At 57.4% G+C, this 14,043-nt stretch carries 12 protein-coding genes; 9 read left to right on the forward strand and 3 right to left on the reverse strand.

The window, feature by feature from the left end; genetic code table 11:
* Positions 1–217: 217 nt before the first annotated feature.
* From ED661_RS02145 to ED661_RS02175, 7 genes are all read left to right on the forward strand, one after another.
* Complete coding sequence (locus ED661_RS02145) at positions 218–1,213, forward strand: MoxR family ATPase (RefSeq protein ID WP_122072318.1); 996 nt, start codon at positions 218–220, stop codon at positions 1,211–1,213.
* Between the two features lie 8 nt (positions 1,214–1,221).
* On the forward strand, positions 1,222–2,169 hold the full coding sequence (locus tag ED661_RS02150; RefSeq protein WP_122072319.1) for a DUF58 domain-containing protein: 948 nt from the start codon (positions 1,222–1,224) through the stop codon (positions 2,167–2,169).
* Entirely contained in the window at positions 2,166–2,645 is a 480-nt protein-coding gene (locus ED661_RS02155; RefSeq protein WP_122072320.1) for a DUF4381 domain-containing protein, read from the forward strand. Before ED661_RS02150 ends, ED661_RS02155 begins: the two co-directional genes overlap by 4 nt.
* Positions 2,646–2,830: 185 nt before the next feature.
* Positions 2,831–3,631, forward strand: coding sequence for a VWA domain-containing protein (locus tag ED661_RS02160; protein WP_216822428.1), 801 nt, complete (start codon positions 2,831–2,833; stop codon positions 3,629–3,631).
* Positions 3,624–5,144 (forward strand): VWA domain-containing protein, encoded by a 1,521-nt coding sequence (locus tag ED661_RS02165; RefSeq protein ID WP_122072322.1) that lies wholly within the window; start codon positions 3,624–3,626, stop codon positions 5,142–5,144. The genes ED661_RS02160 and ED661_RS02165 overlap by 8 nt, the downstream gene beginning before the upstream one ends.
* 50 nt (positions 5,145–5,194) lie before the next feature.
* Positions 5,195–6,448 carry a BatD family protein gene (locus ED661_RS02170; protein WP_162930007.1) on the forward strand — a complete coding sequence of 418 codons (1,254 nt, stop codon included), beginning with the start codon at positions 5,195–5,197 and terminating at the stop codon, positions 6,446–6,448.
* 117 nt (positions 6,449–6,565) lie between these two features.
* Positions 6,566–8,512 carry a multiheme c-type cytochrome gene (locus ED661_RS02175; protein WP_254054745.1) on the forward strand — a complete coding sequence of 649 codons (1,947 nt, stop codon included), beginning with the start codon at positions 6,566–6,568 and terminating at the stop codon, positions 8,510–8,512.
* 111 nt (positions 8,513–8,623) lie between these two features.
* Here the strand turns inward: ED661_RS02175 and ED661_RS02180 are convergent, their stop codons facing one another.
* Positions 8,624–9,367 (reverse strand): outer membrane beta-barrel protein, encoded by a 744-nt coding sequence (locus ED661_RS02180; protein WP_122072325.1) that lies wholly within the window; start codon positions 9,365–9,367, stop codon positions 8,624–8,626.
* Positions 9,368–9,635: 268 nt separating this feature from the next.
* Here ED661_RS02180 and ED661_RS02185 point away from each other — a divergent pair, with 268 nt between their 5' ends.
* Both ED661_RS02185 and ED661_RS02190 read left to right on the forward strand, forming a co-directional pair.
* Positions 9,636–11,183: an arylsulfatase gene (locus ED661_RS02185; RefSeq protein WP_254054746.1), complete on the forward strand. Its 1,548-nt coding sequence runs from the start codon at positions 9,636–9,638 to the stop codon at positions 11,181–11,183.
* Positions 11,184–11,300: 117 nt separating this feature from the next.
* Complete coding sequence (locus tag ED661_RS02190) at positions 11,301–12,998, forward strand: alkaline phosphatase family protein (RefSeq protein WP_122072327.1); 1,698 nt, start codon at positions 11,301–11,303, stop codon at positions 12,996–12,998.
* A 251-nt stretch (positions 12,999–13,249) separates the two neighbouring features.
* Here the strand turns inward: ED661_RS02190 and ED661_RS02195 are convergent, their stop codons facing one another.
* Together ED661_RS02195 and ED661_RS02200 are read right to left on the reverse strand one after the other, a co-directional pair.
* Positions 13,250–13,735: an NAD-dependent epimerase/dehydratase family protein gene (locus ED661_RS02195; protein ID WP_122072328.1), complete on the reverse strand. Its 486-nt coding sequence runs from the start codon at positions 13,733–13,735 to the stop codon at positions 13,250–13,252.
* A gap of 2 nt (positions 13,736–13,737) precedes the next feature.
* Positions 13,738–14,001, reverse strand: coding sequence for a hypothetical protein (locus ED661_RS02200; protein ID WP_122072329.1), 264 nt, complete (start codon positions 13,999–14,001; stop codon positions 13,738–13,740).
* Positions 14,002–14,043 lie beyond the last annotated feature (42 nt).

Genomic DNA, 14,043 nt, shown 5'->3' on the forward strand with positions numbered 1-14,043 from the left:
TTGGTGCACCGCGCATAACTCGAAACCTTCAGTCAAATGGCGTCAATCGAGTGCTGCATGATCTCAACGGATATGGATGTCTGTAAAATGCGCCAGTCCGATTGGCCGTTGCCTTTGAAACGAGCCAAAAAGAGCGCTCATTTCACCTTGCCAAACGGCCACATATGACCATCATGATCAGGGTATGTGGTGAAATAAAAAACGAACGGACATCACAGTGACCGCACTATCTCAAATAAACGATCTCAAATCGCGCATGGGGCGCTCTATCATCGGGCAGAAAGACGTCGTGGAACGGCTGGTGATTGGCCTTCTGGCCAACGGTAACCTGCTGATCGAGGGGCTTCCTGGTCTTGCCAAGACGCGTGCGGTCAAAGCTATGGCCAAGAATATGGATGCAGACTTCAGCCGTATCCAGTTCACTGCGGATCTTCTGCCGTCTGATGTGACGGGCACTGAAGTTTACCATCAGAAGCCCGAAGGCGCTGAGTTCAAATTTGATCCTGGCCCGATCTTTGCCAATATCGTGCTGGCGGATGAGATCAACCGTGCGCCCGCAAAAGTACAGGCAGCCCTTCTGGAAGCGATGGAAGAGCGGCAGGTCACCGTGGCGGGGACCACTCACAAAATGCCGCCGCTGTTTATCGTGATGGCCACCCAGAACCCGATTGAGCAGGAGGGAACATATCCGCTGCCCGAAGCGCAGATGGACAGGTTCTTGATGCATGTCCAGGTCGATTATCCGCCCGTGGAAGATGAGGTGCAGGTGATCCGTTTGGTGCGCGGTGAAGAGGCCGCAAAGCAAAGAGAGGACGCAGGCATTGAGACGGAGCATTCTGACAGGCCTGCCGCCATTCCCCAACGCGCGGTTTTCGAAGCCCGTGCTGAAATTGCCGGTATACATGTTTCGGAGCCAATGGAGCGATATGTCGCCGACCTAGTGTACGGCACGCGGACCCCTGAAGCCCTTTCTGAAGACCTGGCCCGGTGGATAGAGATTGGCGCAAGCCCGCGCGCTTCCCTCGCCTTTGACAAGTGCAGCAGAGCGCACGCGTGGCTTGCAGGGCGGGACTATGTCGACCCTCTGGATGTCCGTACTGTGGCCCATGATGTACTACGTCACCGCCTGACACTGTCATACGAGGCGCAGGGAGACAGTGTCTCGGCTGATGATGTGACCGATGCGATTTTGGCGAAAGTAGCCTTGCCCTAGGAGAGTTTATGCTCGGCAGTCGCGACCCTCGCATACATGTTGATCTTGCGCATCTGCGCGGGCTGAAAGGGCGCGGGCGCGCGATTTCTTTCCGGCTGCGTCAACCCTCACACAGCATTCTCAATGGCCAGCATGCGTCAAAGATCAAAGGCAGAGGTTTGAATTTCGAGGAGTTGCGCCACTACGCCATAGGCGATGACGTGCGCACCATAGATTGGAAGGTTACGGCGCGCACAGGCGCACCTTACGTGCGGGTCTATACCGAAGAGCGCGACCGCCCGGTTATGTTGATCGTGGATCAGCGCATGTCGATGTATTTTGGCAGTGCGCTGAACATGAAATCTGTGACCGCGGCAGAAGCTGCTGCGGTGGCGGCGTTTCGGGTGCGCGATAAGGGGGACCGGGTCGGCGGCATCATTTTTGACGACCAGGGATGGCAGGAAGTGCGACCGCAATCCTCTGCACGGTCGCTCAACAGATTTCTCGACCTCCTGGCCAGGGCCAATTGCAGGTTGAATGCGAATGCTCCCTTGGCTGAACCTATCCCGCTCAGCGACCCAATCCGGGCGGCAGCGCGCATCGTCAAATCTGGTGCGCTGGTCATCGTGTTCAGCGATTTCGATGGATGGGACCCCGAAACCGAAAAGAACCTGCGCGCGATTGCGCAGCACAACGAACTGATCCTGTTCAGTGTGTTTGATCCGACGTCGGAACAGTTGCCGCCCGAAATGAATATCGTGGTTTCGGACGGCACCCTGCAAGCGCAGGTCAATATCGGCGATGACACGGTGCGTCGAAAATTGGCTGATTTCAGCACCGGCCGCCTGGCATCATTGTTCCGGTTTTCGTCCAGATACGCAGTGCCCGTAGTGCCTTTGACGAGCGCGCAGGAAACGCTGCCCCAATTGTTGCGATTGCTTGGTGGGCGCGGTGGCGGAAGCGGCATAGTAAGATGAGCAATGACCTCGAAACCCTCAATTTAGTTGAGCTTTACAACCTTCTCGTATTGCCGGATGCACCCGCGCCCGTATCGATGTGGCCACAGACCGCAGGCTGGATCTGGCTGGGTTTGGCGATGTTCTTACTCGTTGGTCTTGGGGTTTGGCGCCTGGTGGTGTGGCACCGCGCGACTGCGTACCGCCGTGAGGCCCTGGCCGCGTTGCGCGCAGCAGGCGACGATCCGGTTGCCATATCCGCTATCTTGCGGCGCACAGCACTGGCAGTCTTCTCACGCGATGCTGTCGCCGGACTGCAAGGGGCCGAATGGCTTGAATTCCTCGACGTGACGTCAAATTCGGCGAACTTTACCCGTTCGGACGCGGGCCGCGTTCTGGCAAAAGCGCCCTTCAGTCCGCAAACGCCTCACAAGGACCTCCCGGCGATGGCCGAAGCCTGGATCAGAACTCACCACCTCGCGGAGCCAACATCCTGATGCTGTCTTTCGCTGCGCCTTTCTCTTTCTTGATCATGCCAATGCCTTTGCTGGTATGGTTTTTCGCTCCCGCAAACCAGGAAACCGCACAGGCGTTGCGAGTGCCCTTTTTCCAGAGCATCGCGGCCGCGGCAGGCCAGACACCCTCTTCAGGCTCGCTTGTCCGAGAAAGGGGCCGGGCACAGATGACAGTCGCCGTTTTGTGCTGGATTTTGGTGGTTGTTGGGGTCGCACGACCGCAGATCTTGGGCGAACCGATTGTGATCGAGAAAGCGGCACGCGATCTTGTTCTGGCCGTTGATATCTCGGGATCGATGGATGCGCGCGATCTGCGCGACAGGGAGGGCAATCCGTTGCAACGGCTTGCGGCGGTCAAGGACGTGATCAATACCTTCATCGCCGAACGGGAGGGTGATCGGCTCGCGCTGGTGGTTTTCGGATCCAACGCATATCTGCAGACGCCCTTTACCGAAGATCTGGAGAGTGTTGCGGAGCTTATGGCGCAGACCGAAGTGGGCATGGCTGGGCCGCATACGGCCATGGGAGATGCAATTGGACTGGCGTTGCGTACCTTTGAGGCCTCTGAGATCGAGCAGAAGCTGCTTGTTTTGCTAAGTGACGGCGCGGACACCAACAGCCAGATGAGCCCGCTCAACGCCACTGCAATCGCGGCTGACGCGGGCGTCAAGATCTTTACCATCGGGGTAGGGGACCCGAGGGCAAGTGGCGACAATCGCGTCGATCTTGACACACTGCAGGCGATGGCCACGCAGGCGAACGGTGCCTTTTACTTCTCGGACGACGCACAGGGGCTTGCAGAGATCTACGCTGAAATTGACCGGCTAAATCCAAGGTTGGTGGACACGACGACGTTTCAGCCGAGGCGCGAATTTGGCCACTATGCCTTTACCGCCGCGGCCCTTCTGGGCTTTGCAATGATGCTTGGCATGTTGCTCTGGTCAGCGCGGGAGGTAAAGCGTGGCTGACCTCTTTGGCGTATTCCATTTCTTGCGTCCGCTGTGGCTGCTGACACTGGTGCCACTGGCGCTGATCTGGTGGCGTATACGCTGGCAAAAAACGCGCGATGATCCGCTGTCAGAAGGGATCGCACCGCATCTGGCGCGCGCTTTGACCGTTGGTTTGCATGAGGGGCGAAAGGTCTATCCCATCGATGGGGTTGCACTGACACTCGGGCTGCTGGTGTTAGCAGCGGCGGGCCCCACATGGAGCCGTGTGGCCAACCCGTTGCTTGCGCAAACTGCGCCATTGGCAGTGGTTCTGAAGATCACGCCGTCCATGAAAAACATCGATGTGCCGCCGACGCGGTTGAAACGGGCGTCGTTCAAGATCCTTGATCTGATCGAGCGACGCGCAGGGGCTCAGACCGCCTTGATCGCATATTCCGGGTCCGCGCATCGAGTCACGCCTCTGACTGAAGACCCCAATATCTTGAAATCCTACTTGTCCGGTCTGGCCCCTGACATGATGCCGGTGTCCGGGGACCGGGCAGATCAGGCGCTGGAACTCGCAAAAGTAGAACTGGAAGGGTCCGAGACACCAGGTGCGATATTGTTCGTTCTGGATGACCTCAGCCCTGGCAATGTGAACGCGCTCAATGCGTCCGCGGCAAACCGTCCACCGGTAATCTTTTTCGTAGTGGGAGCGGCGGCGGGTCAACTCCCCCAGATCGAACGGATCGAAAACAGTACCGTTGTGAACTTCAGTCCGGATGACACCGATCTGAACCGGATCGAGCGAGCGGTGTTATCCGCCTATCGCGAGGCCCTTTTGGAGGACGTACGCCAGGATTGGGAAGACAAGGGATGGATCCTTGCCTGGGCAGCTCTTTTGTTGTTTCTGCCCTGGTTCCGCAGGGGCTGGACGATGCGGTTGACGTTGGCGACTTGGCTTCTCACCTCCCAGAATACGCCAGCACAGGCACAAGACTGGCGCGACTGGTTCCTGACACGGGATCAGCAGGGTCAGATTGCGATGCAAAACAAGGATTTCAGCCGCGCAACTGATCTGTTTCAGGATCCCGCGCAGCGCGCTTTCGCCCTTCTGCGCGCCGGACGCTACGAAGAAACCGCTGAAGCCTACGGCTTTATCGAAACAGCCGCAGCCGCCAATGGCGAAGGCGTGGCCTTGCTACGCAACCGCGAATATCGCGCGGGCGTCCGCGCCTTTGAAAAAGCGCTTGAACGGGACCCAGACCACACCGCTGCGGCTGCAAATCTGGAAGTGGCGCGCGCGATTGTAGACTACGTTGAAAATGCCCAATTGGCGTCGGACACGGGTGAGGAAACGGGCATCGGTGCCGACGAGATTGTATATGACAATGAAAGCGGTCAGGGCGACGATATGTTGGTCGAACAAGACGCTCCTGACGGGCCTGCGCAGGGTCTTAGCACCGAAGACTGGATGCGTGCCGTCGATACTCAGGTTGGCGATTTCCTCGCGACCCGCTTTCTGCTTGAAAATTCGCGGAGGTCCGAGTGATGCCCCGGTGGTCCGTTCTGATCTGTCTTTGCATTTGCATGCTTGCTAGTATGGCCACCGCGCAGGATCCGCAGATTACTGTGACCGCAGAGCAGGACGAAGTCATCGTTGGCCAGCCTTACATTTTGCGGCTTAAGGTTCTTGTGCCAACGTTCATGCCCAAACCGCCGATATTCCCAACCTTCAAGGTGCCGGGGCTGATCGTGCGGCTGCCGGCGCGGTCTACGACACCGGTCAGCTCGCGGATTGATGGGACTACATGGGCGGGGGTTCAGCGGACCTATCGGATTTACCCCATGCGGGCGGGCGTGACAGAAACCCCCGAACAGAAGCTGTCGATTGTCTACAAAAACACAGAAAGCGGTGAGGACGTGCTACTGACTGTCACAGTTCCTGCAATGCGCATCACCGCGATCGTGCCTCAGGCTGCAGGCTCTCTTGATCCACTGGTCCTCGCAAACGGATTGAGCATAGAACAGTCTTGGCAAGGCGGCGATGAAGAGCTTTCAGTGGGGGACGCGGTTGTCCGCAAACTGGAAATATCCGTTGCGGGTGCCAGCGCTCTTTTCGTCCCGCCCTTGCTGGACGGTGCATCGCCACATAGGCTAACGGTGGCAGCCTCCGACGACGCGGAAAGCACACCGGTCGCGGGCTTTACGCCCTATCCCGAAGATGCCCGCGTGACCGAGAGCCTTGAGCGCGGGGTCATGTCCGGTTCGCGCACCGAGACTGTAAGCTACATCGCGCAAAGTGGAGGCGCCACAGTTTTTCCGGACATAACGCTCGAATGGTTTGATCTGAAAACTGGGGGAATCGAGGAAATCGTTTTGCCCGGGCGCATGGTTCTCGTTACGGAGCCACCGCGGATCAGCGGCTCCGTTGACCGGCAAGCGTTGTTGCGGGGGGTGTTGATACTCGTGGTAACTGCCGCAGTGGCATGGCTGGTTCTACGCTGGTTCTATCCTGCTCTACGGCCGCGCGTGCACCGCCTGCAGGCTCGCTATGATGCGTCGGCCATTGCTGCGCACCGTGTGGCTGAAAAGAAGGCCGCAGCGAAGGACCTCAACGGCGTTCTTCTGGCACTGGAGCAGCGGTCTGCACGCGGTGTTGCACCCGGTGAGGCGCTTGAGGATGCCATTAAGGCAATTGGCCGCGCACTTTACCGAGACAATGCATCAGAAGACGTAACCGAGCGTCACTGGCAGACAATCCGACAAAAGCTGCGCAATGAGCGCGGCCCCCTTTTTCTCCGGCACGATGCTCGTAACACCACGAGACTACCGCCTCTGAACCCATTCGTCTGATGTGAAATGGCTGCCCAATATACTGTCATGCAAGGTTTTGCGGTTGTTGCTGACGCAGCTAGCCATTACCCTGACGGGCAAAAAAGGCACCAGGAGGTTATTAAGGTTTCCGGCACCATGACACTCAGATTTAACAGGCTTGCGAGAGTTGCCGCCCTGCTAATGTGCTTTGCGGTGCCTGTGATCGCCCAAAGCGATCTGCACCCGCAATATGTTGGCTCGGAGGCCTGCACGGACTGCCACGAGGAGGCAGCAGAGGCATGGGCGGGCTCGCACCATGCCAAGGCCTGGACCAAGACCACGGATGCAAACGTACTGGGTGACTTCAGCGGCACGACTTTCACACAAAACGGGATCATGTCTCGGTTTTACCGGGACGGCGAAACCTACATGATCGAAACCGATGGGCCAGACGGGCGTATGGCCCGATATCCGGTTCATAGTGTAGTTGGCGTAGAGCCCTTGCAGCAATACCTGCTGGAAACCGAGGAGGGCAGATTGCAGTCGTTCGATGTGGTCTGGGATATCGAGGAGGAGAAGTGGTATCACCTCTATCCTGATCAGGAGCTCTACGGTGGCGACGGGTTGCACTGGACAGGTCCCTACAAGAATTGGAACGCGCGTTGCGCCGAATGCCATGCCACGGATTTCAACAAGAACTACACGCCGACCAAACGCAGCTACGCCAGCACGCAAGCTGAAATCGGTGTAGGGTGCGAAGCCTGCCACGGACCAGGCGAAGCGCACCTGGCCTGGGCCGGAAAACTGGAGACATCGCAAATACCTTGGACCGGCCTGTCCAACACTGGCTTGACGATCACCATGTCACAAGGCGGAGAAGTCATGCTGCAGCAATGCGCAAGCTGTCACGCCCGCCGCGAACCTTTCGAAGACGGCAATCCGCTGCCCGGAACGCCGTTTCATAACGCCTACAGGCTCAGCACCCTACGCGACGGTAGCTACCACGCGGACGGACAGATCCTAGACGAGGTCTATGTCTACGGCTCGTTCCTGCAATCCAAGATGTACGCGCAGGGCGTGACTTGCGGCAATTGCCACGAGCCGCATTCTGCGGAGCTTATCGTCGAAGGGAACGGATTGTGCACCCAATGCCATTCCGAGGCGGGAAATGCAGACTTCCCGACACTTGCGCTGCAGTCCTATGATGATCCGTCGCACCATTTTCATCCCGTGGGCAGCGAAGGCGCGCAGTGCAAAAGCTGCCATATGATCGAGCGGGATTACATGGTGGTCGACGGGCGCCGGGATCATTCCTTCCGCATCCCGCGCCCTGATCAGAGCCTTGAAACACGCAGCCCCAATGCCTGTACCGATTGCCACAGCGATCAGACCGCAAAATGGGCAGCTGAAGCGATCGCCAAGTGGTATCCCGACAGTGCGCATAGAGGGCCGCATTTTGGCCAGACACTTGCCGTCGGCCGCCGCGATCTCACAGGAAGTACTGATGAACTGGTCGCGCTTGCCGAATATGCCGTGCTGCCAGGGATCGCGCGTGCCACGGCACTCGAGATGCTGACACGCGTGGCGTCTCCGGAACTTGCAGCTCGACTGGCGCCGCTTTTGGAGGATCCCGACCCGATCGTGCGCGCGGCCGCAGTTGGCTTGCAGAGGGGCGCACCGGAAACCGAGCGCCCGGCCGTGCTGGCTGCGATGTTGGAAGATCCGGCAAAGACCGTTCGCATTGCGGCCGCACGGGAGTTCCTCAGCCTGCGCATCGCACGCATGCCTGACAGGATCTCGCGAGCGCTGAACGGGGCTATGCGGGACTGGCAAGGCTCGCTTCTCGCCAAGGCCGATTTCCCCGAGACGCAAGTGGTGATGGCAGGTATCGGTCTGACTACACGCCGCATGGGTGCCGCGCTGCAAGCTTTCGGAGAAGCTGTTACGCTGGACCCCCAACTTGAGCAGGGGTGGGTGATGATGATCCGCATTCATGACGCCATGGGTAACCGGGATGATGCGCGGGAAACTGTGGACCGTGCCATTGAGGCCAATCCTGACAGCATCCAGCTGGCCCTTATCCGGGCGGAACTTCAGTTATAGAAAGCTTAAGGCTGGACGGCGCGCGCCCAGTCGGGCACAGCGTTTGCCCGTTCAGAACTGTTGTATGCTTGAACTTGGGGGCGGGACGGACGGCACAGAGCGCGGCGGCACTCAGAAATCGTAGCGTACTCCGAAAATAGGTCCAGATTGCGTAAGCTTAAACTCGTCATCTGAGGGTCCATGCTTGATGTCGAGGTAGCGATAGGCAGCTGTGATGCTCCACTGGTCGTTGACAGAAAAACGAGCAGTGATAAGCGCTTGCCAGGATTCACTGTCGCTCCGGAAACCACCAAAGTCCACAAAGCCCGCCGCAGTCCAGCGGTCGGAGATTTCGTAGGTGAACCGCGCAGCAATCACCGGATCGATCCAACTGTCGCTGAAGCGCTGTGAACGACCGGCGGCTGCGCCCGGCAACAGCGTTAGCGTGGTGTCTGCATCGAACCAGCGCGCGCCGGCGCCCAGGTCGATGGACCATGCACCCGAGGAGCGCACATTGTACAACCCATATGCATTGAGCACTTGCAATTTGACATCCGCATCGACACCGCCAAAGGCAGGTCCGGGCGTGCTGCTGGAAAAGGAAATATCTGTATAGGCAAAATCGCCGATCAGGCTCCATGGACCGTTGCGGGCTTCGAGCGCTCCCATGAAGGCGAAATCAAGGTTTTCGAGAGCGTTGCTAAAGGGCAGCGTAGACTCGACGGTACCCAAAGCTGTCGTGATCGCCGTATCCGTTTCAGCCGCCCAAAGGTAGAACGTAAAAGATGTGTCCCACGATCTGTCCTGAGCAGTTGCAGGGACCGTGCTGGCCAATAAAACTGCGGTGAGGCACCCGGCAAAACTGGAGACTTTCATGATTTCCCTTTCCTGCAGCAGATGACTTCAAGCAGTTTAGTGGCTGATCATTCCGCAATAATTCATCGATACCAGCACCTATGTAAGAGACCCGGCGCACCGCCAGCTGAGTGGCAGATGCGAACACCGAACTCAGGTTGGCGGACCAGCAAAACACTGCGGACGAAATTCGCAAACTGGAACTAATAGTGGCTTATTCTCGATCGTCGCGCTAGCCTCAACAATATCGACTGAATATCATGATTTCATGCCAAAGGGAGATATTACCTTGTCATTCACTTATTTAAGACGGTGGAAAGTTGTGGCAGTCACAGCGCTTGTGGCGTTGTCGGGCGCGGCAGCGGCGCAGGAAAACAAGCCGAATATTCTGGTCATTTGGGGCGACGATGTGGGCTGGAACAACACCAGCGCCTATAATCGCGGCATGATGGGTTACCAGACTCCCAACATCGACCGGATTGCCAATGAGGGTGCGATGTTCACTGACTGGTATGGCCAGCAAAGCTGTACTGCCGGGCGCGCCGCCTTTGTCACCGGACAAAGCCCATTCCGCACAGGACTGTTGAAAGTTGGTCTGCCAGGTGCCGAAGAGGGCATGTCAGTACTTGATCCGACGATTGCGGGGCTGCTGAAGAACCACGATTACATGACGGCGCAGTATGGTAAGAACCACCTCGGCGATCTTGATTCCATGTTGCCCACGAACCACGGTTTCGACGAGTTTTTCGGTAACCTCTACCACCTGAATGCCGAGGAAGAGCCAGAGCATCCCGACTATCCGCAGGATCCCGCATTCCGTGAGGCCTTTGGCCCGCGCGGTGTGATCAAATCCAACGTTGACGGCAACCTGGAAGATACAGGACCGCTGACCAAGAAGCGTATGGAAACCGTGGACGAGGAAATCCTTGCCGGGGCGGTCGACTTCATGGAGCGTGCAGTTGACGCGGAACGTCCGTTCTTTATGTGGGTCGCGTTCACACGGATGCACGTCAACACGCACCTCAAGCCCGAATCTCAGGGTGTGACCGGCCTTGGTATCTATGCTGACGGGATGGTTGAGCATGACGGCCATGTCGGTCAGATCCTTGACAAGCTCGACGAACTGGGCGTCGCTGACAATACGATCATCATGTATTCCTCTGACAACGGGGCGGAGATGTTCACTTGGCCGGATGGCGGTAGCACGCCATTCCGCAATGAGAAGAACTCCAACTGGGAAGGCGGCTACCGCGTGCCCACGATGATCAAGTGGCCCGGCGTGATCGAACCCGGCACGGTGTATAACGATGTGTTCAGCCATGAGGACATGCTGCCGACACTGCTGGCAGCCGCTGGTGAGCCGGACGTCAAGGAAAAGCTGCTGGAAGGTCACTCGGCCATTGGTCGTGACTACAAGGTGCATCTGGACGGCTACAACTTGATGCCCTACTTTAGCGGCGAAACCGATGAAGCGCCCCGCAAGGAGTTCTTCTATTGGACCGATGACGGCTCGCTTGCAAACCTGCGCTATGACCGCTGGAAGATGGTGTTCATGGAGCAGCGCGCGGAAGGGTTTTCCGTTTGGGAAGAACCCCTGATCACTCTGCGTGTGCCCAAGCTGATGGACATGCGGGGCGACCCGTTCGAGAAGGCCGACGAGGAGTCAGAAAACTACGCGATGTGGCGCTTTGACCGGGTGTTCCTGATCCTGCCTGCAGTGCAATACGTGGCGCAGCATCTGGCGACCTACCAGCAGTATCCGCCGCGTCAGGCGCCGGGCAGCTTCAACCTGGATGCCGTGCTGGAAACCCTGCAAAGCAACCCGAGCTCGAACTAAGCTCTGAATGGGACCCGCAGGCGCAAGGCTTGCGGGTCCTTTGCCCAAGTGGCGTTATTCGGATCGCTGGCGCAGGCCAATTCGAAGTCGCACAAGCTTCTCATGACTGGAGACATCATGCTGGGCCGCATTCCCGCACTAAATGCCGCCGGTATAGCTACCCTGTTGCTTTCCACGACTGCTTTTGCACAGGAAGCTGAAGCCCCGCCAAAACTGGTGTTGCAGATCACCGTGGACCAGTTGCGTGGCGATATGATTGATCGGTTCCGCGCGGGACTGGGAAAAGGAGGTTTCAACCGCCTTTTGAAAAGCGGTGTGCATTTCGCCAATGCCCATCACCGCCACGCAAACACCGAGACAATCGTTGGCCATACTACTCTGTCTACCGGCACTGATCCGGGCATCCACGGCATGGTTGCCAATCTGTGGTTTGACCGTGGCACAGGCACCACCTTTTACAATGTGCAGGATCCCGATTATCCACTGGTGGGGGCCTTGGGCGTTGATGCAGGCACTGAAATAGACCCGACCCAACGCGCCGCGACCACGGATGGACGCTCGCCCCGTAACATCCTGACCTCGACAATTGGTGATGAGATCCGTATGCATTATGGCCCTGACACCAAGGTTTTTGGCGTCTCCGTCAAAGACCGGGGGGCGATCTCTTTTGCGGGTCATTCAGGGCAGGCCTATTGGTTCTCCAAGTCCGAAGGACGTTTTGTCACCTCCACCTTTTACCGCGAGGACTATCCAGCATGGATGTCTGATTGGGAGCTCCAGGGTTTCGTGAACTCCTATGCAGATTCCGTCTGGACGCCGATGCTGCCCGCAGAGAATTACTTGTTCTGGGACAAGGACGATCAGCCCTGGGAGACCGATTTCCCCGGTTTCGGGCGCACCTTTCCGCATGCCTACCCTATGGAAGACAACAGGTATTATACCACATTGCTGACGCTCAGCCCGGCTGGAGATGAGGTCACGGTGGATTTTGCCAAAGCGTTGATGAGCGCAGAAGCGGTAGGGCAGGATGATGTGCCTGACTTCATGAGCGTCAGCTTGTCGTCAACCGATTATGTTGGCCACATCTTTGGCCCGTCCAGCCTTGAAGCAGAGGACAATTTCAAACGTCTTGACCAGACGCTGGCGGATTTTCTTGACTTTGTTGACGACAGCGTGGGCCTTGACCAGACGCTGGTTGTGCTATCGTCCGATCACGGTGCGCCCGAGGCGCCGGGTTATCTCAACAGTCTGGGCATCGAAGCCCAGAGTTTCGAATTCGAAGCCGCTGCCAAGTCAGCTGGGTTTGCACGGCTGAAAGAGCGGTTCGGGATTGGCGAGGCCCTGCTCAATAGCTTCACCAACCCTTACGTTTACCTTGACCGTGCTGCGATAGAGGCGGCAGGCGCCACGCTGGCAGAGGTCGAAGAGGCCGTGGCAGCGGAGCTTCAGAAAATGCCCGGCATCGCCTTTGCCATCACCAGCTCGAACCTGCGGCGCGGCGCGGTCCCGGATACCAAAATCGCCCGTGCGGTGATGGCGAACTTTCATGCCGACCGATCTGGCGACATTTACGTGGTGTTCGAGCCTCACTGGTTCGTGGCCGAGTTCGACAGTCTGACTGTGGCCTCAGCCCATGGTTCACCATGGATATATGACACGCACGTTCCTGTCATTTTCTCTGGAGCCGGTATCGTAAACGCCCGCGTGGAACGCCGCGTCGAGACGGTCGATGTGGCGGCTACTATTGCCTCGATCATGCGCACGAAGCCACTCAGCGGTGCGGTGGGCCTGCCTTTGTTGGAGGCGTTGCAGTAGCCGTTCACAGGCTGTGCCATCGCATGGCGGTTTCTTCAGTCTGGGATGTAAGGTCGCCGTACAGCTCATCGTGACTGATGAGGATTGCTTTATGTAGGAATGGACAGACTGTACGGCTAGTCCACGGTTGTAACCGCTGGATGTGTGAAGCTCGTGTGCAATCTAAAATGAAGGCTACAAAGCGCGCGAAAGCAGCCTTCTGCGCAAACGCAGCGATTTCACACTTCGTCCGCAGTCCTACCCTCTAGTGGTCACAAGTGCTGCAGCACGGGGTGAATGGCTGGTTTGGTGAAGCTGCACAGCAGCTGACCTGACACGGCCAACGTCAGCTCCGGGCCGTCCGTGAAGACGGCCCACGCCTTTAGATTTCGATGACTTGGGCGATAGCGAGTGCGTTCCATAGGCGCTGGCCCTATCGCGTTCACAGCCAGAACCCGCATCATGTGATCAGCATCGATCTCATTCAGCGACTTTTCAGGTCTCTTCCCCACAGAGGCGAGAATACCGCTGGCTACTATGACCGTTTGGAACGTTCCACTGAGGTGGTCCATATGAAGTTTCACTTTGTCTGGATCCGAAATATCAAAACCATCGCTGGATCGAGACAAGTTCGTCACATCAGCGCCTTTGGATACGAGTGCGCGGGACAAAGCAGCACCTATTCCACCAGAGCCCCCCACAATCAGTGCGCGATGCTCTCCCACATTTTTACGAGAGACATCATGAGTGCAGTTCATGGTTATCGCTTTTGTAACAAATTGGGATTTTGAGTGCTCTGAAACACGACCAGAGTCGTAAAAACCGCACTCAAAATCAAGACATGTGCGATAGACGAAATACCGAATGCCAAATAGCTACCAATCGATATTGAAAAGACTGCACTCCACATCCAGGCTAGGAGTTGCATCAGCATATATGCTGCAGGGAGTGGAATGTTCTGTAACGGGTTCTCCCGACCATCCATCAGAGACGCCCAGGTGGTTTTAAAAGTTTTGATCAACATTTTTCTTCCTCCTACTCACTATACGGCCCAAAAATGACTTTG

Source organism: Pseudophaeobacter sp. EL27, assembly GCF_900313025.1.
GTDB lineage: Bacteria > Pseudomonadota > Alphaproteobacteria > Rhodobacterales > Rhodobacteraceae > Pseudophaeobacter.

Excerpts from the sequence above, each read along its gene's own strand:
- ED661_RS02150 (WP_122072319.1), top strand. The coding sequence starts at position 1,222 with ATGCTCGGCAGTCGCGACCCTCGCATACATGTTGATCTTGCGCATCTG.
- ED661_RS02155 (WP_122072320.1), top strand. The coding sequence starts at position 2,166 with ATGAGCAATGACCTCGAAACCCTCAATTTAGTTGAGCTTTACAACCTT.
- ED661_RS02160 (WP_216822428.1), top strand. The coding sequence starts at position 2,831 with ATGACAGTCGCCGTTTTGTGCTGGATTTTGGTGGTTGTTGGGGTCGCA.
- ED661_RS02170 (WP_162930007.1), top strand. The coding sequence starts at position 5,195 with ATGGCCACCGCGCAGGATCCGCAGATTACTGTGACCGCAGAGCAGGAC.
- ED661_RS02175 (WP_254054745.1), top strand. The coding sequence starts at position 6,566 with ATGACACTCAGATTTAACAGGCTTGCGAGAGTTGCCGCCCTGCTAATG.
- ED661_RS02180 (WP_122072325.1), bottom strand. The coding sequence starts at position 9,367 with ATGAAAGTCTCCAGTTTTGCCGGGTGCCTCACCGCAGTTTTATTGGCC.
- ED661_RS02190 (WP_122072327.1), top strand. The coding sequence starts at position 11,301 with ATGCTGGGCCGCATTCCCGCACTAAATGCCGCCGGTATAGCTACCCTG.
- ED661_RS02195 (WP_122072328.1), bottom strand. The coding sequence starts at position 13,735 with ATGAACTGCACTCATGATGTCTCTCGTAAAAATGTGGGAGAGCATCGC.
- ED661_RS02200 (WP_122072329.1), bottom strand. The coding sequence starts at position 14,001 with ATGTTGATCAAAACTTTTAAAACCACCTGGGCGTCTCTGATGGATGGT.